The 20783-nt window shown below is 67.2% G+C and carries 18 protein-coding genes; 14 read left to right on the top strand and 4 right to left on the bottom strand.

Translation table 11 applies throughout. The features are described 5' to 3' along the window. Position 1: 1 nt before the first annotated feature. Both SLQ33_RS23845 and SLQ33_RS23850 read left to right on the top strand, forming a co-directional pair. Positions 2-787 (top strand): SDR family oxidoreductase, encoded by a 786-nt coding sequence (locus SLQ33_RS23845; RefSeq protein ID WP_319456572.1) that lies wholly within the window; start codon positions 2-4, stop codon positions 785-787. Next, positions 784-2259, top strand: a complete 1476-nt coding sequence (locus SLQ33_RS23850) for a long-chain fatty acid--CoA ligase (RefSeq protein WP_319456357.1) — start codon at positions 784-786, stop codon at positions 2257-2259. The genes SLQ33_RS23845 and SLQ33_RS23850 overlap by 4 nt, the downstream gene beginning before the upstream one ends. A gap of 3 nt (positions 2260-2262) precedes the next feature. Here the strand turns inward: SLQ33_RS23850 and SLQ33_RS23855 are convergent, their stop codons facing one another. Both SLQ33_RS23855 and SLQ33_RS23860 read right to left on the bottom strand, forming a co-directional pair. After that, the gene (locus SLQ33_RS23855) at positions 2263-2562 is read right to left on the bottom strand and encodes a DUF732 domain-containing protein (protein ID WP_319456358.1); all 300 of its coding nucleotides are present in this window, start codon (positions 2560-2562) and stop codon (positions 2263-2265) included. A 128-nt stretch (positions 2563-2690) separates the two neighbouring features. Then, complete coding sequence (locus tag SLQ33_RS23860; protein WP_319456359.1) at positions 2691-3281, bottom strand: TetR/AcrR family transcriptional regulator; 591 nt, start codon at positions 3279-3281, stop codon at positions 2691-2693. A gap of 99 nt (positions 3282-3380) precedes the next feature. On the opposite strand from SLQ33_RS23860, the gene SLQ33_RS23865 reads away from it, so the two are divergent. The 6 genes from SLQ33_RS23865 (at position 3381) to SLQ33_RS23890 (ending at position 9722) form a co-directional block, all read left to right on the top strand. Next, on the top strand, positions 3381-4643 hold the full coding sequence (locus tag SLQ33_RS23865) for a sulfotransferase (RefSeq protein WP_319456360.1): 1263 nt from the start codon (positions 3381-3383) through the stop codon (positions 4641-4643). Further along, the gene (locus SLQ33_RS23870) at positions 4640-5806 is read left to right on the top strand and encodes a DUF1214 domain-containing protein (protein ID WP_319456361.1); all 1167 of its coding nucleotides are present in this window, start codon (positions 4640-4642) and stop codon (positions 5804-5806) included. Before SLQ33_RS23865 ends, SLQ33_RS23870 begins: the two co-directional genes overlap by 4 nt. A 72-nt stretch (positions 5807-5878) precedes the next feature. Further along, on the top strand, positions 5879-6682 hold the full coding sequence (locus tag SLQ33_RS23875; RefSeq protein ID WP_319456362.1) for an SDR family NAD(P)-dependent oxidoreductase: 804 nt from the start codon (positions 5879-5881) through the stop codon (positions 6680-6682). Between the two features lie 142 nt (positions 6683-6824). Continuing rightward, positions 6825-7565, top strand: coding sequence for an SDR family oxidoreductase (locus SLQ33_RS23880; protein WP_319456363.1), 741 nt, complete (start codon positions 6825-6827; stop codon positions 7563-7565). A gap of 183 nt (positions 7566-7748) precedes the next feature. Continuing rightward, positions 7749-8669: an AraC family transcriptional regulator gene (locus tag SLQ33_RS23885; protein ID WP_413467750.1), complete on the top strand. Its 921-nt coding sequence runs from the start codon at positions 7749-7751 to the stop codon at positions 8667-8669. Positions 8670-8798: 129 nt separating this feature from the next. Continuing rightward, the gene (locus tag SLQ33_RS23890) at positions 8799-9722 is read left to right on the top strand and encodes a serine hydrolase (RefSeq protein WP_319456364.1); all 924 of its coding nucleotides are present in this window, start codon (positions 8799-8801) and stop codon (positions 9720-9722) included. 282 nt (positions 9723-10004) lie between these two features. Here the strand turns inward: SLQ33_RS23890 and SLQ33_RS23895 are convergent, their stop codons facing one another. Beyond that, the gene (locus SLQ33_RS23895; protein WP_319456365.1) at positions 10005-10781 is read right to left on the bottom strand and encodes a hypothetical protein; all 777 of its coding nucleotides are present in this window, start codon (positions 10779-10781) and stop codon (positions 10005-10007) included. 340 nt (positions 10782-11121) lie between these two features. On the opposite strand from SLQ33_RS23895, the gene SLQ33_RS23900 reads away from it, so the two are divergent. The 6 genes from SLQ33_RS23900 to nei2 all read left to right on the top strand — a co-directional run bounded on the left by SLQ33_RS23900 (position 11122) and on the right by nei2 (position 19626). Then, on the top strand, positions 11122-11745 hold the full coding sequence (locus SLQ33_RS23900; protein ID WP_319456366.1) for a TetR/AcrR family transcriptional regulator: 624 nt from the start codon (positions 11122-11124) through the stop codon (positions 11743-11745). A gap of 106 nt (positions 11746-11851) precedes the next feature. Then, a complete protein-coding gene (locus SLQ33_RS23905; protein ID WP_319456574.1) occupies positions 11852-16348 on the top strand; it encodes an ATP-dependent helicase in 4497 nt (1498 codons plus the stop codon). Positions 16349-16397: 49 nt separating this feature from the next. Then, positions 16398-16889 carry a DUF2834 domain-containing protein gene (locus SLQ33_RS23910; protein ID WP_319456367.1) on the top strand — a complete coding sequence of 164 codons (492 nt, stop codon included), beginning with the start codon at positions 16398-16400 and terminating at the stop codon, positions 16887-16889. Between the two features lie 9 nt (positions 16890-16898). Beyond that, on the top strand, positions 16899-17879 hold the full coding sequence (locus SLQ33_RS23915; RefSeq protein ID WP_319456368.1) for a nitronate monooxygenase: 981 nt from the start codon (positions 16899-16901) through the stop codon (positions 17877-17879). An 18-nt stretch (positions 17880-17897) separates the two neighbouring features. Further along, the gene (locus SLQ33_RS23920) at positions 17898-18833 is read left to right on the top strand and encodes an SDR family NAD(P)-dependent oxidoreductase (protein WP_319456369.1); all 936 of its coding nucleotides are present in this window, start codon (positions 17898-17900) and stop codon (positions 18831-18833) included. A 34-nt stretch (positions 18834-18867) separates the two neighbouring features. Next, positions 18868-19626 (top strand): endonuclease VIII Nei2, encoded by a 759-nt coding sequence (nei2, locus tag SLQ33_RS23925; protein ID WP_319456370.1) that lies wholly within the window; start codon positions 18868-18870, stop codon positions 19624-19626. On the opposite strand, the gene SLQ33_RS23930 is transcribed toward nei2, so the two are convergent. Then, the gene (locus tag SLQ33_RS23930; protein ID WP_413467749.1) at positions 19623-20777 is read right to left on the bottom strand and encodes a fatty acid desaturase family protein; all 1155 of its coding nucleotides are present in this window, start codon (positions 20775-20777) and stop codon (positions 19623-19625) included. The genes nei2 and SLQ33_RS23930 overlap by 4 nt on opposite strands. Positions 20778-20783: the final 6 nt, after the last annotated feature.

Here is a 20783-nt window from a genome sequence, read left to right on the forward strand (position 1 = left end):
GATGCAGGTAGCGATCGTCACGGGCGCCAGCAGCGGCATCGGCTTCGGCACCGCCGTCAAGCTTGCCGAGGCGGGGATGGCGGTGCTGGGCACCGGACGCGACGAAGCTCGGCTCGCCGAATTCGCCAAGGCCGCAACGGACGCCGGGGTCGCCCCGGACCGGCTGGCCACCCTCTCCGTCGACCTCGTCGCCGACGACGGCCCTGCGCGCGTCGTCGACGCTGCGGTGCAACGATGGGGCCGCATCGACTTCCTGGTCAACAACGCGGGCGTCGGCAGCCCCAAGCCGCTGCACGAGACCGACGACGAATCCCTCGACTACTTCCTGGGTTTGATGCTGCGCGCCCCATTCCGGTTGGCGCGCGACGTGATTCCACACATGCAGTCGGGCTCGGCGATCATCAACGTCACGTCGACCTTCGCCGTTGTCGGCGGATTGCGCGGCGGCGCGTACTCCGCAGCCAAGGGCGGGCTGACGGCGCTGACCACCCACATCGCCTGCCAGTACGGGCCGCAGGGCATCCGCTGCAACGCGGTGGCGCCCGGCGTGACCATCACCCCGATGGTCGAGCATCGGCTGGAGGACGAACGGTTCCGCAAGATCAACACCGAGATGACGCCGTATCCGCGCCTCGGCCGCGTCGAGGACCTGGCGAGCACGATCGCGTTCCTGTGTTCTGACGGAGGCAGTTTCATCAACGGACAGACCATCGTCGTGGACGGCGGCTGGACGTCGACGAAGTATCTGTCGGACTTCGCGTTGTCGTCGGAGTGGGTCGCCCGGTGAACCTGTTCGCCCTGCTCGACCAGACGGCGGCCCGGCACGGCGACCGCGGTGCGATCTACCTCGGGACGAAGCAGCTGCACACCTGGGCCGAACTGCGCGACCGCGCCCTGCGGCTGGCGGCTTCGATCCGCAGTGGGTATCCGGCCGGTACGCGGATCGCAGTCGCGAGCGAGAACCGCCCGGAGCTTGTAGAACTCATGTTCGCGGCGTGGGCGGCGGAGTGCGTCGTCGTCCCCATCAACTTCAAACTGCACGCGCTCGAGATGGTGCAGATCCTCGACGATTCCGGTGCGGCGATGGTTTTCGCGTCGCCCAAGATCGCGGCGGGACTCAGCTCGCACACCGCGACGCCCATCGAGGTCATCTCCGACGACGCGTATCAGATCAGGCTATCGGGCGAGCTCGCAGACGTGCCCCGCAACACCGACCCCGCCGCGCTGGCATGGCTGTTCTACACCAGCGGGACCACCGGAAAGTCCAAGGGCGCCATGCTGTCCCATCGCAACCTGATGGCGATGACGGTGTCGCACCTCGCCGACTTCGACGATCCCGACGAGAACTGCAGCCTGGTGCATGGCGCGCCGATGTCGCACGGCTCCGGGATGTACATCATCCCGTACGTGCTGCGCGGCGCACGCCAGGTGATTCCGGAGTCGGCGGCGTTCGAGCCCGACGAGTTCCTCGACCTGTGCGCACACCATCCCGGTTGCAGCAGCTTCCTGGCTCCGACCATGGTGCAACGCCTCGTGCAGACCGGTCGGCCGTGCCCCGACAACCTGCGCACCATCGTCTATGGCGGTGGCCCGATGTACGTCGACAGCCTGAAGAAGGCGATGGCGGCCTTCGGCCCGATCTTCGTGCAGCTGTACGGGCAGGGCGAGGCGCCGATGACGATCACGGGTCTGCGGCGGGCCGACCACCTGGATGCCGATGACGCGACCCTTGGGTCAGTCGGGTACGCGCGGTCCGGGGTTGACGTCGCAGTCCTTGGGGCCGACGGCAATCCAGCTGCCGTCGACGAAGTCGGCGAGATCGCCTGCCGCGGTGACGTCGTCATGTCGGGCTACTGGAACAACCCCGACGCGACGACCGCCACGCTGCAGGACGGCTGGTTGCGGACCGGCGACATGGGGTCGTTCGACGGTCGCGGCTTCCTGACGTTGCGTGACCGCAGCAAGGACGTCGTCATCAGTGGCGGAAGCAACATCTACCCTCGCGAAGTCGAGGAGGCGCTGATCACCCACCCCGACGTCGCCGAGGCATGCGTGGTCGGCGCGCCCGACGAGGAGTGGGGCGAGGTGGTCGTGGCGTTCATCGTGGGCACGGCCGCCGAGGCCGAGCTCGACGCGCATCTGTTGGAGCGCATCGCGCGGTTCAAGCGCCCGAAGCGCTACCTGTACATCGACGAGTTGCCGAAGAACAGCTACGGCAAGGTGCTCAAACGCGAACTGCGGGACCGGCTTTCGCAGTAGGGCTCACGGGCAGTACGCCGCCTCCGCGGCCGCAACCAAGGTGACCGCTTGAGCGGGCTGGAGCCCGGGTTTTGCCCGGATGATTGCTTGTGCGATCGACAATTTCGAGTTTCCACCGTGCATCTGCCGGCAGATGTTGTGGCCGATCCGAATCATGTCGCTGTCGCCGACGGGGCACGTGAGAGGTCCCTGGCCGCAGCCCAGACCGTTGGCGTTCAGCAGTTCGAGAAAATGATCGTCGCTCGCATCCGCGGCCGCAGGACCAGCGGCCAGCAACGCGGCCGCCGCAGCGGTCGCGATCACGATGAGGGCTCGACGCACGAGACCAACCATAGGTCACGTCGGGTGTCTCGATCGCCCTCGTGCAACATTTCACGATTGGTTGGGGTTCGCCACGGCGCTCGGCGGAGTCAGGTTCGCAGGATTGCGGGCTAGGCGAATGCGGGGGCTATCCACCGTCGCAAGTACGCCCGCAGTTCGGCGCCCGACCGTGGCGACTCGGGTGGCGCCACGACCATCGACTGGATGATGCGGAGCAGGAATTCGGCGAGTTCGTCGACGGTCTGGTCGTCGTAACCGAGGGCCGCCCAGTCGATATGGGCCTGCTGGAGGAACTCTCGACAACGCGCGATCTCGCTGGAAGCCAGCATCGTGCGACTGAACGTGTGGGAGCGGTCGTTGGCCAGCAGCAGCGCCAACTGCGGCTCACGGGGAAGTCGTTCGATGGCGTACGCCACCACCTCCACCAGCTGAGCCGTGACGTCGAGGTCCGCGATGATGCTCTTCGCGTCCGCGACGAAACCTTGGAGGCTCAGCTCGGCAACGGCCGCGAACAACTCCTCGGTGCTGGAGAAGTAGTTGTAGACGGTTCTGCGGGCAATGCCGAGCGCGTCGGCGACGTCGGACACCGTGGTCTGCGCCGCGCCGGGGCTGTCCATGATCCGCAGCGTGGCGTCGACGATCCGCTTACGGGCTTCGTCGTCATCGGCAGGCGGCGCGCCTGCCCAGCCCTTTCGTCCCATCGACTCTTGACTCCAGAACTAGAAGGTGAGCAGAATGCACACATATTACATCAGTGAGCATTCTGTGCAATCGAGACGGCGCGGAGGAGACGGTCAACGATGACACACGTCAAGGACAAGACCGGGATCGCAGCGGCCAGGTGGGCCCCTCCGCAACGACCCCGCTGGGTCCGGTTGTTGAACCAGGTGGGCTCCAACCTCGGCGAAGCGTCTGCGCTCGTCGCGCTGGACGAGGCCTCGCTGCTGGCCACGGCGCAGCATTTGACGGGTCTGGACGACTTCGGCGACGACGCATGGCGGGAACCCTTCGGCCTCCTGCTGGCCGACGTCGAGAATGAAGCCAAACTGAATCTCACCGGGCGGCTGCTCACCCGGTACGACCTGCTGCGTTCACTCATGTTTCGGCTCCGCATGACCGAGGCGGAGAAGCGACACCCCGAAATCCTCGACGAGCAGATCACGGAGCCAATCTTCATCACCGGCCTGGGCCGCACGGGGACCAGCATCCTGCACGAATCGATGGCTCAGGACCCGCGACTGCGCGCTCCTTTGGGCTGGGAGTTGCGCTACCCGGGGCTGGAACCGGGCGACGACGACAAGCGCGTCGCGATGACCGCCGCCGAGGTCGACCTGTGGCTGGAGGTCATCCCCGAGTTCGCCCCGATCCACGAGATCTCCATCGACGGCCCCGACGAGGACTCCGTGGGCCTTCAGCACGAGTTCGCCTCCCAGGTGTGGGGCGGGACGAACCGAGTGCCGAACTTCGATATGTGGATGGCGACCAAGGGCTGGACTCAAGCCTTCGCGTTCGAGCGACGGCTGTTGCGGCACTTGCAGTTCGGCAAGCCGGGTCGGTGGATTCTCAAGGGGATCTACGCCGCCTGCCTACCGAACCTGTTCGCCGAGTTCCCCGATGCCAGAGTCGTCATGACGCACCGCGATCCGCTGAAGGTGTTGGCGTCGATGGCGAACATGTTGAGCACGTTGCGCTGGCAACGCTCCGATGCCGTGGACTACGACGAGATCGTCGCACCCCTGGGTTTCGGCATCCCGTTCCTCCTCGACATGGTGGTCGAACAACGCAAGACCGGCGTCGTCCCCAACGATCGCTTCGTCGACGTCGGCTTCGCCGACCTGATGGCCGACCACATGGGCACGCTCGGCCGAGTCTACGAAGAACTCGACATGGACCTCACCGACGAGGCTGCCACCAGTATCGGCGCGTATCTCGACGCCAAGCCGCGCGGGCGACACGGCGCACACGCCTACAGCGTCGACACCCTGGGCCTCGATCCCATCGACATGCGCACGAAGTTCGCGAACTACATGAGCCACTTCAACGTCCCCGAGGAGCACCAGTGACCGAGACCCCCGAACTCGATGCCGCGTGGGAGTCGTACTCCGACCGGGTGAAGGCCGCGGGACAGAGCATCGCCGGGTTCACCGACGATCCGCGCCTGAGGGCCGAGGGTTACCGCTATGTCGGGCGGCTGAGCAACCTGGCTCATCAGATCTATCTGGAGTTCGGGGACCCGTTGGTGCCCATGCTGTTTCGTTACGGCGATGACGTCACCCCGTTCGGCGCGACCAACACCGACAACAACTACTGCCGCACCATGGTCGATCCCGCAGGCACCTACCGGATCACCGGCGACATCTCCGGCGTGAAGGAACTACTCGTCTCCATCCATGACGGCGAGATGGTGCTCGGCAAGGTCGCCGTACTGGCCGAGGTGTCCCTCGGCGACCTCAAGGTCGACGAGGACGGCAGACTCGAATTGATCGTTGGCGGTCCCGAGGTGCCCGGAAACTGGATTCCGTTGACCGACGAGGCCGTCTACGTCAACGTCCGCCAGTTCGTCGCCGACTGGGAACGAGACCCGATCGCCGTGCTGACCATCGAGCGACTCGACAGCGAACACGCGGCATCAAACGTCACCCCGTCGTCCATCGCCTCCGCCCTCGACCGGGCCGCCACCTGGGTCGAGGCCAGTGTGGCCTTCTGGAACATGTTCTCCGACGGCATCAAGGCGATGACGCCGATCAACGAGTTCAGCGCACCGCATCGTCCCGCAGGCGGGGCGGTCAACATGGTGCACGGCGCGTGCCAGTGGAACCTGGCATCCGATCAAGCGCTGGTGGTCGAGTTCGACGAGCCGACCGCGACGTACTGGTCGATCCAGACCTACATGCTGCACTGGCTGCAACCGCTGGACTTCGCCAACCGCGTCACGAGTCTCAACGACGGCCAAGTGCGCGTCGACGACGACGGCAAGGTCCGGGTCGTGATCTCATCCGCCGACCCGGGGGTGCAGAACTGGCTCGATACCTCGGGGCTGGACGAAGGACTGTGCTCCTACCGCTGGGTGAGAGCAAGCACCGAACCGACGCCGACGGCCACGCTGGTGAACATCGCGGACGTGCGAGCCCACCTTCCCGAGCCCACCCCGGCGTTTGGCCCTCAGGATCGGAACGCACAGCTCGCATCCCGCCGTCGCGGCGTCGCACGGCGATTTCGGCGTTGACACCTCCCATGCTCAGCTTCGTGGTTGCGCGGTCTGACTCACCGGTGGCGCTCGCACGGTAAGAATGGCGTCGTGAACATCGAGGGCAGCGTCGCCATCGTGACTGGCGCCGGATCGGGTATCGGACGTTCGCTCGCGACCGCGTTCGCCGCGGCAGGCGCGTCGGTCGTCGTCGGGGACCTCAACGGACCCGGCGCCGACGAGACCGTGGACCTGATCCGATCCACGGGAGGAGCCGCCGTCGGCGCGGTCGCGGATGCGAGCACCACCGACGGCATCGGCGCATTGATCGCGCGGGCCAATACCGACTTCGGTCCCGTCGACGTGTTCGTCGCCAACGCGGGCATCATCGGCGCACCGGGACTTGGCGACGACGAGGCCGACTGGGACCGCATCATCGACATCAACTTGCGCGCCCACGTCCGGGCGGCCAAGGCCCTGGTGCCGGACTGGGTGGCGCGTGGTCGCGGGTACTTCGTGAGCGTCGCCTCTGCCGCGGGATTGCTCACGCAGCTCGGTGCGGCCGGCTACTCGGTGACCAAACACGCCGCGGTCGGCTTTGCCGAGTGGTTGTCGATCACCTATGGCGACAAGGGAATCGGCGTGTCTTGTGTGTGCCCGATGGGTGTCGACACTCCCCTGTTGACGGGCATCACCGGGTCGGCCGATCCGCTCGCGCGGATGGCCGCCGCCGCGGTCGCGAACGCTGGTGAGGTGGTGAGCCCGGATCGGGTGGCCGAGTTGACGGTCGAGGCCGTCGAGTCGGGCCAGTTCCTGGTGCTGCCGCACCCCGTGGTGCTGGACATGCACCGCCAGAAGGGCGCCGACTACGAGCGCTGGCTGGCAGGGATGCGCAGGTACCAGGGCAGCCTCTGATCCACTTGTGCCAGTTGCGTTTCAGAAGTAGCCAGACTCTTCGAGTTTCTTCGGAAACACGTCACCAAATCAAGACGATCACGAAGCAATCTCAGACGGCACAGCGTTGTTCGCGAGCGCAGCGCTCGTTAGCTTTTCGTACATGACAACAGTGCTCATCACCGGCTGCTCATCCGGCTACGGCCTCACCACTGCGCAGAGGTTCCTCGACGAAGGGTGGAACGTCGTCGCCACCATGCGGACTCCAAACGAGGATGTGTTTCCGACATCCGACCGGTTGACGGTGCTCGCGCTGGACGTGACCAAGCCGGACAGCATCGCGAACGCGATCCGGTCGAGCGGGCCGATCGATGTCCTTGTCAACAATGCGGGCATCGGCGGTATCGGCGCGTTCGAAGCCACGCCCATGGAAACCACGCGCGAGCTGTTCGACACCAACACATTCGGCGTCATGGCGATGACTCAGGCCGTTGTTCCGCAGATGCGGTCGCGCCGCTCTGGCGTCATCGTCAACGTCACCTCCAGCGCCACGCTGGCGGCGATGCCGCTGGCCGCCGTCTACACCGCGAGCAAGTCCGCGATCGAGGGGTTCTCCGGGTCGCTGGCTCTGGAATTGGGATTCTTCGGCGTGCGGGTAAAGCTCGTCGAGCCGGGTTACGGACCGTCGACAGCGTTCACCAGCAATGGTGCCGAACGCATGAGTCGGATCCCCGATGACTACCTGCCCTTCGCAGCGCCCATCATGGATGCGTTTGGCCAGCCCGGCGAGGTGACCACCCCGGGCGATGTCGCCGAAGTCGTCTACAAGGCCGCCACTGACACCTCGGACCGGCTCAGGTTTCCCGCAGGTCCCGATGCCGTGGCGTTGGCACAGTCGACCTGAGCAGGCCGCATAGTCATTGGTTTCGCAGCATCGGCTCGCGGTTCCCGCTCTTGCCCAGGCATCTTCGCCGGGGCTCGGTCCTGGCCGATACCTAGGACCCACAATCACGGCCAGCACCTGGTCCGAAGCGCCACCTGCGACAACTGCCGCGCAGTCGGTGCGCGCCGCGTTAGCGTCTCCGGCATGGGCGACGCGGAACCGATGGAGGAACTGATGTCGCTGCTGCGTCCGGAGGCGGTGCTCGCCAAGGTGATCACCGGCGGCGGGCAGTGGAGCATCCGCAAGCCTCGCTATGGTGACCCAGCGTTCTGCCTGATGCTGGAGGGCTCGTGCGTGCTCGATGCCGACGGGCTCGATGCCATCGAACTTCGCCGCGGTGACTTCCTGCTGCTCCCGGAGACGCCCGAGTTCACCCTGAGCGGCAGCCCGGACGTCGCCCCGATCTTCACGCCCCTCGACCACTCCCGCGACACCCACCACGGCTGCACATTGGAGCCGGTCACCATGCGCATGCTCGGCGGATACTTCCGGTTCGACCCGGCCAGCGCGGCCCTACTGGTGGCTTTGCTTCCGCCGGTCATCCTCGTGCAGAGCGGCCAACCGGGAGCGGCCAGGTTGGGCCGACTCGTCGAACTCATCGCCGAGGAAGCAGACGACGACGGCCCGAGCCGCGACATGATCCTGAAACGCCTCGTCGAAGTGCTGTTGATCGAAGCGGTGCGGGTCCCCGCCGCACCGGAGCTGGGCAGCTGGGGCAGGGGCCTGATCGCCGGGCTGGCGGATCCGGTGCTCGCTCCCGCGCTACGTGAGCTGCACGCCGACGTCGCACGTGGCTGGACTGTCGAACACCTCGCCAGCGTCGCCGCGGTGTCCCGCGCGGTGTTCGCTCAAAGATTCACCCGCACAGTGGGTTTCCCGCCGATGCAGTATCTGCTGGAATGGCGCGTGGCTCTAGCGAAGGAGCTACTGAGGACCGAGCGTCCTGCGGTCGCGCAGCTGGCTCAACGCGTCGGCTACCAGTCCGCGACCGCCTTCACGACTGCGTTCACGCGAGTGGCGGGATGCTCGCCCACCGAGTACGCCCGCGCATCATCGGGGCGCTGACTACGAACGGTGGTTGGCAGGCTTCGGCCTCACCCCCATGCCATCTGGGCCAGCCGATTACGCTCGAGTAGCGGGTGGGCGCAGTGTTGACCCCGCTCCCCTGGTTCAGGATCTGTTTGGAGGAGACTCATGCATCGACGGCGGCTGCCGAATCGGGCGATGACGAGTATGGCGATCGTCTGTGTGGCGCTGCTCGTCAACGGTTGTGAGGCGCAGGTCTGGGGTTCGCCGCCGACCGCTCAGAGCACTCCGCAGGCAACAGTCGTCACCCCGCAGGCCTCGCCTCCCGTGCTGCCCGCAGCCCCGCCGACGGCACCATTCGACGGACTCGACGCCCGCGTCCGTCAAGCCACCGCCGACGCGGCCAAGTCTGGGGCCGTCATCGAGACCGTTGTGCTGGACCGCAACACCGGCCAGCTCGTCTCCAACGGGGCCAACAAGCCCTTCCCGATCGCGTCCGTGGTGAAGCTGTTCATCGCCGACGACCTGCTGCTGCAGGTCTCGGAGGGCAACACGCAACTAACCGCTGCCGACCGCAATTCGCTCGACGTCATGCTGCGTTCCTCAGATGACAGCGCGGCCCAGACCTTCTGGAACCGCAGCGGCGGTAACGCCGTCATCGCCCGCATCAAGGCGCGGTACGGGTTGGCGGGCACGACGGCGCCCTACAACGCGCACTGGGACGTTACGCAAAGCACCGCAAGCGATCTGGTCCGTTACTACGACATGCTGCTGAACGGGAGCGGCGGGCTGCCGCCCGAACAGGCCAACGTGATCATCAACGATCTCGGGCAATCCACGCCGACGGGAATCGACGGATACCCGCAGCGGTTCGGCATCCCCGAGGGCCTCTATGCCGAGCCGGTGGCGGTCAAGCAGGGCTGGTTCTGCTGCTGGAACGGCGCCAACCAATTGCACGTGTCCACCGGCGTGATCGGACCCGATCACCGCTACGTGATGGTGATCAGCTCGTTGGAACCCGGCGACGCAGCCGCCGCCCGCGACACCGTCACTCAAGCCGTCAAGACGATGTTCCCGGGCGGCAAGATCTAACGCCGCTGGATGACTAGTTCATCGGTGACCCCTCCGCCGTCCGCACCTGTCGATAGCGTCTCCGGACTTCGATCGTGTGGCTTCTCAAGTGTTGTGTCCAGTTCGCCCTAGCGATCCCCCACACGGCGCTTCGTCACGTGACAAGTCGCGCTATCGCCGCCCGACTATGCAGACTAAACCTGCTCCGCAGCAACGGAATTCGTGCCTCATAGGTGGATAGTAGTCGTTGTCCATGAACTTGGTCTGCAGCGATGCGTTCGAAAGGAGGTCAGGCCGTAGTCTTCAGACGACGCAGCCCTCGAGTGCGTCGTCGGCCGTGACGCCGTACTGGGCGCAATCGATCGCTGACCCCACGTCGAGAACCGTCCAGCGGGAACCGTCCCGACGGAACAGGACTCCGGACGACTGCACCGTGCCCTCGGTCGATCCCAGTGCAAACGGCGGCGAGCACTGGATGTGCCCGAAGCCGGTGGGGTACGCCACTCGCCTGTAGTCAGGACTGGTCTTTAGCGCTGCCAGCAGCGCCTCCCCGGTCGCCGCCGCGCACACGTCGACATTCTCGGGAGCCGCGGGGGATGCATCGGAGGTCACACCCTGGCGGCTGACGAACATGCCGTGGCCAGTTCTGTCGTTGGTGAAACGCGTTCCCACCGAGCTGGGCTCGACGGTCCACCCCTGGAGGTTAAACACCTGACCATAGGTGAGGACCAGATCGTATTTCGATTGGGCATAGCCGGTGGATTGCATGTTGGAGGTATTCCACTGCAACCCTCCTCCCTCGGCCTCGATCCACACCGCGTTGGCGGGATACTTGGTGGGATCGTCCGGGTCGCAGGCAGACGGCCCGCCGCACCCGATCGGCGCATTCGCGAAGCTGCCACTGCACAGGACTCGGCCGGGCTCGACGATGCACCGGACCGTGCGCGACTCGGTCGTCACGAACTCCTGATCAAAGGGCTTGTCAGGTCTGGGCTCTGCGGACGCAGTTGATGTGACGGCCAGTGCCGCCACCGGATTCACCACCACCACCGACGCCAGCAGCCTGATCAACAGTTTCATGACGAACCCCCCGGGACTCTGAATTGCACCCCGTCAACGAGCACCACAGCATATAGCAGCTTCTGTTCATATCGACCCTCGCTGCGACTATCAAGGGCTGCCGATTCGGATGCGACTCTAGGGCCGTCAAGCGCCAGGTCCGAGCAACCCGACGCTGACCCGACGCGACGCCGCTCGCAAGGTCACGAAATCTCACTTCCATGTCCAATTGGACATCGGGTGGACATTTCACTTGAGAATTGGACATAAAACTTGAGAAGCCACACTTCTCGCGGGCTACGTGCGAGCGCGACGCGCACACCCTCGGGGCTGTTAGACACGTGCCAATTACCATGTCCGCATGGCCGACGTGCGCAGGCGACTCTCTCCCGACGACCGGCGCAATGAACTACTCGCGCTCGGCGCCGAGGTGTTCGGCCAGCGCCCCTACGACGAAGTGCGCATCGACGAGATCGCCGAGCGGGCCGGCGTCTCCCGCGCGCTGATGTATCACTACTTCCCCGACAAGCGGGCGTTCTTCATTGCGGTGGTGCGGGCCGAGGGCGAGAAGCTGTTCGAAGCCACCAACACCCCGCCGGAGCCGGGGCTGAGCCTGTACGAGCAGCTGCGCGCGGGCGTGCTCGCGTACGTGCACTACGACGAGGCTCACCCGCACGGCGCATGGGCGGCGTACATGGGGATGGGCCGCACCGACCCGGTGCTGCGTGGCGTGGAAGACGTCGACAGTGACCGTCAGGCCAATCGGATCATGGACAGGCTCGTCGAAGCCATGGGTGAACCGCTGGACTCCAAGCTGGAGCGCGACCTGCGCGTCGTCGTCTACGGCTGGGTGGCCTACACCTTCGAGCTCTGCCGCCAGCGCATTCTCGACTCCTCGATCGACGCCGGATACGTCGCCGATTCCTGCGCGCACGCGCTGCTCGACGCCGTCGCCCGCATCCCCGGCCTGCCCACCCTCGAGTGACTTCGGCGCGGTTTCGCCCGCTCAGCGACTGTTGGCGCGCCGAAATCGCAGGGTTGTCAGTGGGTGGGGGCACGATGGCTGAGTGGCCCGCAAGTCCGTCGACCCCATGGCGCAGTTCAGCGCACTGACGCGCGAGTGGTTCACGGGTACCTTCGCCGCGCCCACCGCGGCGCAGGCCGAGGCGTGGGCCGCCATCGCGGCAGGTGACCACACCTTGGTCGTCGCGCCCACGGGGTCCGGCAAGACGCTCGCAGCGTTCCTGTGGGCCATCGACCGGCTGGCCGCCGCCGAGCCAAAGGCGCCGACGGCGGGGACGCGGGTGCTCTACGTCTCGCCACTGAAGGCGCTGGCGGTCGACGTCGAACGCAACTTGTCGACGCCGTTGACGGGGATCACGCGCGTGGCCGAGCGGCTGGGGCAACCAGCGCCCCGCATCAGCGTCGGCGTCCGGTCGGGTGACACCCTGCCCGCCCAACGTCGGCAACTGATCAGCAAGCCGCCCGACATCCTGATCACCACGCCGGAGTCGCTCTTCCTGATGCTGACGTCGGCCGCCCGCGAGTCGCTTGCCGCGGTGCAGACCGTCATCGTCGACGAGGTACACGCCGTTGCGGGCACCAAGCGCGGCGCGCATCTGGCGTTGTCGTTGGAGCGGCTCGACCAGATGCTGGAGAAGCCCGCGCAACGGATCGGGCTCTCGGCGACGGTCCGCCCGCCGGAGGAGGTCGCCCGCTTCCTCTCTGGCGCGGCGCGCACCACCATCGTCTCGCCCATGGCCGCGAAGACCTTCGATCTGTCGGTTCAGGTGCCCGTGCCCGACATGGCCAACTTGGTGAACAACACCATCTGGCCGGACGTCGAGGAGCGCATCGTCGACCTGATCGAGGCGCACGAGAGCACCATCGTCTTCGCCAATTCGCGCAGGCTCGCCGAGCGACTCACGTCGCGGCTCAACGAGATTCACGCCGAACGCTCCGGCCTCGAGTTGCCCAAGGAGCGCAATTCGCAGGTGGGCGGCGGTTCGCCTGCGCACATCATGGGCAGCGGCCAGGCGTTCGGCGCACATCCGCTGCTGGCCCGCGCCCATCACGGCTCGGTCAGCAAGGAACAGCGGGCGGAGGTCGAGGACGAGCTCAAGACCGGGCGGTTGAAGGCCGTCGTCGCGACCTCCAGCCTAGAACTCGGCATCGACATGGGCGCCGTCGACCTCGTCATCCAGGTCGAAGCGCCGCCATCGGTGGCCAGCGGGCTGCAACGGGTCGGTCGAGCCGGCCATCAGGTCGGCGAGGTCTCCCGAGGCGTGCTGTTCCCGAAGCACCGCACCGATCTCATCGACTGCGCGGTCACCGTGCAGCGCATGCTCTCCGGTGACATCGAAACCATGAAGGTGCCCGCCAACCCGCTCGACGTGCTGGCCCAGCACACGGTCGCGGCCTCCGCACTGGAACCCCTCGACGCCGACCGATGGTTCGACGCAGTGCGGCGCAGCGCACCCTTTGCGACGTTGCCGCGTAGCGCCTTCGAGGCCACACTGGACCTCCTGTCGGGCAAGTACCCGTCCACCGAGTTCGCCGAACTACGACCCCGGTTGGTGTACGACCGCGACGCAGGCACGCTCACCGCGCGACCGGGCGCGCAACGGCTCGCCGTCACCTCGGGCGGCGCCATCCCGGATCGCGGCATGTTCACCGTCTACCTGGCGTCGTCGGCGGACACCGAGAAGCCCTCTCGCGTAGGTGAACTCGATGAGGAGATGGTTTACGAGTCCCGGCCCGGCGACGTCATCTCACTCGGCGCCACCAGCTGGCGCATCACCGAGATCACCCACGATCGCGTGCTGGTGCTGCCCGCGCCGGGCGAACCCGCCCGATTGCCGTTCTGGCGCGGCGACGGCGTCGGTCGCCCGGCCGAGCTCGGGGCGGCCATCGGCGCGTTCACCGGCAAGCTCGCCGCCATGGCACGCACGGAGTTCGACGAGCGTTGCCGCACCATGGGTTTCAACGACTACGCCGTCGACAACCTGTGGCAGCTGCTCGACGAACAGAAGCAGGCCACCGGCGCCGTGCCCACCGACACCACGTTCGTCGTCGAGCGCTTCCGTGACGAACTCGGCGACTGGCGGGTGATCCTGCACTCCCCCTACGGCCTTCGCGTGCACGGGCCCCTGGCCCTGGCGGTCGGCCGCAGGCTGCGCGAGCGCTACGGCATCGACGAGAAGCCAACGGCCTCCGACGACGGCATCATCGTGCGGCTGCCCGATACCGAGGAGGCTGCGCCGGGCGCGGAGCTGTTCGTCTTCGACGCCGACGAGCTCGAGCCCATCGTCACCGACGAGGTCGGCGGATCGGCCTTGTTCGCGTCCCGGTTCCGGGAGTGCGCCGCCCGCGCGCTGCTGCTACCCCGCCGCCATCCCGGCAAGCGGTCGCCGCTCTGGCACCAGCGCCAGCGCGCGGCGCAGCTGCTCGACATCGCGCGCAAGTACCCCGCCTTCCCCATCGTGCTCGAGACGGTGCGGGAGTGCCTACAGGACGTGTACGACGTGCCGACGCTGACCGAAGTCATGAAAAGGGTTGCCCAGCGGCGTATTCGGGTGCTCGAGGTCGAGACGTCGACGCCGTCGCCGTTCGCCGCGTCGCTGTTGTTCGGCTACGTCGGGGCCTTCATGTACGAGGGCGACAGCCCGTTGGCGGAGCGGCGCGCGGCGGCACTCTCGCTCGACAGCGTGCTGCTCGCCGAACTGCTCGGCCGCGTCGAACTGCGCGAACTACTCGAGCCCGCCGTCATCGAGTCGACCGTCGCGCAGTTGCAGCACCTCGCACCGGACCGGATGGCCCGTGACGCCGAGGGCGTCGCCGACCTGCTGCGGCTGCTCGGCCCGCTGACCGAGGCCGAGCTGACTGCCAGGTCTACTGCGGAGGACGTCGGCGCCTGGCTGGACGGGCTACGCACGTCGCGTCGCGCGCTGACCGTGACATTCGCCGGGCAGGCGTGGTGGGTGGCCGTCGAGGACGTAGGCCTGTTGCGCGATGGCGTGGGCATCGCAGTGCCCGTTGGCATCTCGGCGAGCTTCACCGGCACGGTCTCCGATCCGCTGGGCGAGCTGGTCGGCCGGTACGCCCGCACGCGCGGCCCCTTCACCACGCGGGACGCGGCCGACCGCTTCGGGCTGGGGCTGCGGGTCGCGGGTGACGTGTTGGCCCGGATGGCGGTCGACGGGAAACTGGTGCGCGGCGAGTTCGCGGCGGCGTCCGATTCCGAACAGTGGTGTGACGCAGACGTACTCAAGATCCTGCGCCGCCGCTCGCTGGCCGCGCTGCGGGCGCAGGTCGAGCCCGTCAGCACCACCGCGTACGCGCGCTTCCTTCCGGAGTGGCAACACGTCGGCGCGGCCAAGACGTCGGGCGTCGACGGGTTGATCGCGGTCATCGATCAGCTTGCGGGCGTGCCGATTCCGGCGTCGGCCGTCGAGCCGCTGGTGTTCGGCCAGCGCATCAGGGACTACCAGCCGGCGATGCTCGACGAACTACTCGCCGCCGGTGAGGTCACGTGGTCTGGAGCCGGGCAGCTCGGTACCGGAGACGGATGGATTGCCTTCCACTCCGCCGACACGGCGGCGTTGACGTTGACACCCGCGACCGAACTCGAGTTCACCGACACCCACCGCGAGCTGCTGGCCGCGCTCGAGCACGGCGGCGGCTACTTCTTCCGTCAACTGACCGGCGGCACCTCGTCCGATGCCGAGGTGAAAGCGGCCCTGTGGGAACTGATCTGGGCGGGCTGGGTCACCGGCGACACGTTCGGGCCGGTCCGCGCACAGCTTGCCGGGACGGGACGACGAGGCGGCGCGCACCGTCAACGCCAACGGCCGCCGCGGCTGTCCCGCTACAGCGTGAGCCACGCCCAGACCCGATCCAGCGATCCGACGGTGGCGGGCCGCTGGTCGGCGCTGCCACCCGCCGAGCCGGACTCGACCATCCGGGCGCACTTCTCGGCCGAGCTTCTGATGAACCGCTACGGCGTACTGACCAAGGGTTCGGCCGAGGGGGTGCCGGGCGGCTTCGCGATGCTCTACAAGGTGCTGAAGGCGTTCGAGGAAGCGGGCCGCTGCCAACGCGGTTACTTCGTGGAGTCGTTGGGCGGCGCACAGTTCGCGGTGGCGTCGACGGTCGATCGGCTGCGCGCCCACTCGGACGGAGTCGACGCGCAGCGCCGCGAGTACAAGGCCGTCACCCTGGCCGCGGCCGACCCCGCCAATCCCTATGGCACGACGTTGCCGTGGCCGACCGACACCGAGGAGTCCGGGCACCGACCGGGGCGCAAGGCGGGCGCGCTGGTGGTGCTCGTCGACGGCGAACTGACGTGGTTCCTCGAACGTGGCGGCCGGTCGTTGTTGTCGTTCACCTCGGACTCCGAGGCCCACGCGAGCGCCGCAGCCGCGTTGGCCGAGTTGGTGTCGAGCAGGCGCCTGCAGTCGATGTTGGTCGAACGGGTCAACGGAGTGCCGGTGCTCGAGCCGGCCCCCGACGCCGACCGGGCGTCCGTGCTCGATGCCCTGATCGGCAGCGGGTTCTCACGCACGCCGCGCGGCCTACGGCTCCGCTAACTTTGGCAAAAATGACAAAACTTTGTGTCCGGCTGGCCATACTGGCCGCATGGTGTCCCTCATCGTCCACTTGGTTCTCGGCATCGCCGTCATCGCCTGGATCGTCCGGGCCAACCCGCAAGTCTTCGCCCGCCCGGCCGACGGTCCCGCTTTCTCCACGCTGGAGCTCGTCTACTACGTGGTCGGGGTCGCGTCGATCGGCCTCGGCTACTACTTCAACCACCAGTTCGTCGACGTGTACGCCGTGCCCGGCGGCAACCCCATCTGGGGACCGGGCAGCTGGCAGGAGTTCATCGCGCTGGGTTACGCCAACCCGGCCGCCGCCTCGGCCAGCCAGGACTACACCATCATCAACGTCATCCTGCTGCCGCTGTTCACCATCGTCGACGGTCATCGCCGCGGCATCCGTCGGCCCTGGCTGTTCTTCGTAGCCAGCCTCTTCACCAGCTGCGCATTCGCCTACGCGTTCTACTTCGCGGTCATCGAGCGTCAGCACCGGCACCAGAAGGCGGCCAAGGGACTGGACACGGTGCCCGCTTAGGGTGGGCCCATGGCCTTGCGCACGGCACTGACGGCGCTCCTCGGCATCGAGCATCCGATCGTGCTGGCGCCCATGGGCGGCGTCGCGGGCGGTGCACTGACCGGCGCGGTCTCCGAAGCCGGCGGCCTCGGCATGATCGGCGCCGGTGGCGGTGAACGAGATTGGCTCGACCGCGAGTGCAGCGTGGCCCGCGAACGCACCGAAAAGCCTTGGGGCATCGGACTGTTGTCGTGGGCCATCGATCGAGCTGCGCTCGACTGGACGATCGCGCAGCGGCCGGCCGCCATCATGCTGTCGTTCGGCGATCCGACTCCGTTCGCCGCGGCCGTCCGCGAGGCGGGCATCCCCCTGATGGTCCAGGTGACCACGCTCGAGGACGCGAAGCGGGCGTTCGAGCTGGGCGCCGACGTCGTAGTGGCCCAGGGCGCAGAGGCGGGCGGCCACGGGGAGGGCCGAGGCACGCTGCCGTTCGTGCCCGCGGTGGTCGACGTCGCGGCGGGTACGCCGGTACTGGCGGCGGGCGGAATCGCCGATGGGCGTGGGCTCGCCGCCGCGCTGATGCTCGGCGCCGCAGGCGTGCTCATCGGCACCCGGTTCGAGGCGACGACGGAAGCCCTGCTCGGAGCGGAGGAGCTCAAGGCGATCGTCGCTGCGACCGCCGCGGACACCACTCGCGACCGGGTGCTCGACATCGTCGTGGACTCGGAGTGGCCTGCTCGGTTCACCGCGCGGACGCTGCGCAACCGATTCACCGACACCTGGCATGACAACGAGGACGGATTGAGATTCGACCCCGCCGCCAAGGCCGAGTTCCGCCAAGGCGTCTCCCGTGGCGATCTCGACTACGTGCCCGTCTGGGCCGGTGAGTCCGTCGACCTGATCACCGAGTTGGACACCGCCTCCGCGGTCGTCGCACGTCTCGTTGACGAGGCCGCCCTGGCCATTTCCACAGCACATCTACAGCTGGCAGCGGGAACACCGCCCTCCTGACCTGCGTTGCACGCGGTTGTGAGCGAAACCCCCGTCACCACCCCGTTCGGATTCCACTCGACCGCCGCGGAAGTGATCGCCGGCGTCGACCTGTCGGGCAAGCGCGCCATCGTCACCGGGGGCGCCTCGGGTATCGGCATCGAAACCGCCCGCGCGCTGGCGAGTGCCGGCGCCGAGGTGACGCTGGCGGTGCGCGACACCGCGGCTGGCGAGCGGGTCGCCGCCGACATCGGGGGCACAGTGTCCGTCGCACGGCTGGACCTGTCCGACCTGTTCAGCGTCGACGACTTCGTCGCCGCGTGGCGTGGCCCCCTGGACATCCTTGTCAACAACGCCGGAGTGATGGCCGTCCAGGATCTGGTGATCGCGCCGAGCGGGCACGAACTGCAGTTCGCCACTAACCATCTCGGGCACTTCGCCCTGACCATTTGTCTGCACGAGGCGCTTGCGGCGGCGGACGGTGCACGCATCGTGTCGGTCAGCTCGAGCGGACATCTGCGGTCGCCAGTCATCTTCGACGACATCGACTTCACGTTCCGCGAGTACGACCCGTTCGCGGCCTACGGCCAGTCCAAGACCGCGAACGTGCTGTTCGCGGTCGAGGCCACCCGACGCTGGGCCCGCGACGGCATCGTCGCCAACGCGCTGATGCCCGGCGGCATCCTGACCGCGCTGCAGCGTCACCTCGGCGAGCAGTACCAGGCCGGCGCCGACGAGCGGTTCCGTCGTGCGGGCAGCCGGCTCAAGACGGTTGAGCAGGGTGCCGCCACGTCGGTGCTACTCGCCGCTTCGCCGCTCGTGGACGGCGTCGGCGGCCGCTACTTCGAGGACTGCAACGAGGCGACTGTCGTGGACCACCGCGACGAGTTCGGCATCTCCGGAGTCGCACCGTATGCGCTCGATCCGGCGAATGCCGAACGGCTGTGGGACGTTTCGCTGAAACTGATCGGCTAACGCGGCATCGGGGGCACACGGGTAGCGTTGATCCATGCCCGAAGGCGACACGGTCTACCGCACCGCGGCCAAGCTGCGGGATGCATTGGCGGGAAAGACCTTGACCCGGTGCGACGTTCGGGTGCCGAAGTTCGCGACCGTGGACCTGACCGGTTGCGTCGTCGACGAGGTGCTCAGCCGGGGCAAGCACCTGTTCATCCGGGTCGGCGACGCCAGCATCCACTCGCACCTGAAGATGGATGGCGCGTGGCTGGTCGACGGTCAGCTCCGGCGAGTGCCTGCTCACAAGATCCGGATCGTCCTCGAAGCGGGTGACACGCGGGCCGCGGGCGTCGACCTCGGCGTGCTCGAGATCCTGGAGCGCGCCGATGACATGGACGCCGTCGCGCACCTGGGACCCGACTTGCTCGACGACGAGTGGGAGCCCCGGATCGCGGCGGCGAACCTGTCCGCCGACCCCGACCGGCCGTTGGCCGAGACGCTGCTGGACCAACGGGTGATGGCAGGCGTCGGCAATGTCTACGCCAACGAGCTGTGCTTCGTCACCGGGCATCTGCCCACCGCACCGGTGAGCCAGGTCAAGGACCCGCTGCGGATGGTGCAGCGGGCCCGGGACATGCTGTGGCTCAACCGGTCCCGGGTCAATCGCACCACCACCGGAGACACCAGACCCGGCCGCGACCTATGGGTCTACGGCCGGGCCGGGCGCGAGTGTCGGCGGTGCGGGACGACGATCGAGTCAGCTCGAACTGGCGACCGAATCTCGTTCTGGTGCCCCGTCGACCAGACCTAAATCTTGGGCTTGCGGCCCAGCCTGATGATCTTGCTGACGACGGTGGCGAACTGCTTGGGCAGCGGGCCCTTGTTGTAGGGCAGGCCGTACCGCTCGCAGATCTCCTGGACCTCTTCGGCAATCTCCGCGTGGCGGTGTGCGGGCAGGTCCGGGAACAGGTGGTGCTCGATCTGGAACGACAGGTTGCCGCTCATGATGTGAAAGAGCTTGCCGCCGGTCAGGTTTGCCGATCCGAGCAGCTGGCGGAAGTACCACTGGCCGCGGGACTCGTTGGCCGTCTCCTCGACGGAGAACTCCTGGACGCCCTCCGGGAAGTGCCCGCAGAAGATGATCGCGTACGACCAGACGTTGCGGATCAGGTTGGCGGTCATGTTGCCGGTGAACACGAACGGCGCGAACGGACCGGCCAGCAGCGGGAACGCCACGTAGTCCTTCAGCGTCTGGCGCTTCACCTTGTTCCAGATGCCCGCAAGGATCTCGCGCTTGTCGGCGATGCTGATCTCGCCGGAGCGGATGCGCTCGGTCTCGAGCTCGTGCAGCGCGACGCCGTACTGGAACATCACCATCAGCACGAACGCGTAGACCAGGTTGCCGCGGTAGTAGGGCACCCAACGCTGGTCCTCGCTCATGCGCAGGATGCCGTAGCCCACGTCGCGGTCCATGCCGACGATGTTGGTGTAGGTGTGGTGCATGTAGTTGTGCGAGTGCCGCCACTGGTCGCTGGGGCAGGCCGAGTCCCATTCGAAGTTGCGGCCCGTCAGCGCGGGATCGCCCATCCAGTCGTACTGGCCGTGCATGACGTTGTGGCCGATCTCCATGTTGTCGAGGATCTTCGACACCGCGAGCATCGCAGTTCCGGCCAGCCAGGCCGGCGGGAGGATGCCGGCGAATAGCATCGCGCGGCCACCCACTTCGAGGGCGCGCTGGGCCTTGATGACGCGCCGGATGTAGGTCGCGTCGCGCTCACCGAGGTCGGCGAGCACGCGCTCCCTGATGGCGTCGAGTTCACGGCCGAACGCGTCGGCCTGCTCGGGGGTCATGGTGACGGTCTTGCCGCCGACGACCTTGGTGAGTGTGGGTGCAGCGGTGGGCTTCTCGTCGACGACGTCTTCGGTGGTCTCGTCGATGGGGCGTTCGAGCATGGTGGTCATGGTGGA

The organism is Mycobacterium sp. RTGN6, from assembly GCF_033804605.1.
GTDB lineage: Bacteria > Actinomycetota > Actinomycetes > Mycobacteriales > Mycobacteriaceae > Mycobacterium.

Excerpts from the sequence above, each read along its gene's own strand:
- SLQ33_RS23845 (WP_319456572.1), top strand. The coding sequence starts at position 2 with ATGCAGGTAGCGATCGTCACGGGCGCCAGCAGCGGCATCGGCTTCGGC.
- SLQ33_RS23860 (WP_319456359.1), bottom strand. The coding sequence starts at position 3,281 with ATGGGACGAAAGGGCTGGGCAGGCGCGCCGCCTGCCGATGACGACGAA.
- SLQ33_RS23865 (WP_319456360.1), top strand. The coding sequence starts at position 3,381 with ATGACACACGTCAAGGACAAGACCGGGATCGCAGCGGCCAGGTGGGCC.
- SLQ33_RS23880 (WP_319456363.1), top strand. The coding sequence starts at position 6,825 with ATGACAACAGTGCTCATCACCGGCTGCTCATCCGGCTACGGCCTCACC.
- SLQ33_RS23885 (WP_413467750.1), top strand. The coding sequence starts at position 7,749 with ATGGGCGACGCGGAACCGATGGAGGAACTGATGTCGCTGCTGCGTCCG.
- SLQ33_RS23890 (WP_319456364.1), top strand. The coding sequence starts at position 8,799 with ATGCATCGACGGCGGCTGCCGAATCGGGCGATGACGAGTATGGCGATC.
- SLQ33_RS23895 (WP_319456365.1), bottom strand. The coding sequence starts at position 10,781 with ATGAAACTGTTGATCAGGCTGCTGGCGTCGGTGGTGGTGGTGAATCCG.
- SLQ33_RS23900 (WP_319456366.1), top strand. The coding sequence starts at position 11,122 with ATGGCCGACGTGCGCAGGCGACTCTCTCCCGACGACCGGCGCAATGAA.
- SLQ33_RS23905 (WP_319456574.1), top strand. The coding sequence starts at position 11,852 with ATGGCGCAGTTCAGCGCACTGACGCGCGAGTGGTTCACGGGTACCTTC.
- SLQ33_RS23910 (WP_319456367.1), top strand. The coding sequence starts at position 16,398 with ATGGTGTCCCTCATCGTCCACTTGGTTCTCGGCATCGCCGTCATCGCC.
- SLQ33_RS23915 (WP_319456368.1), top strand. The coding sequence starts at position 16,899 with ATGGCCTTGCGCACGGCACTGACGGCGCTCCTCGGCATCGAGCATCCG.
- nei2 (WP_319456370.1), top strand. The coding sequence starts at position 18,868 with ATGCCCGAAGGCGACACGGTCTACCGCACCGCGGCCAAGCTGCGGGAT.
- SLQ33_RS23930 (WP_413467749.1), bottom strand. The coding sequence starts at position 20,777 with ATGACCACCATGCTCGAACGCCCCATCGACGAGACCACCGAAGACGTC.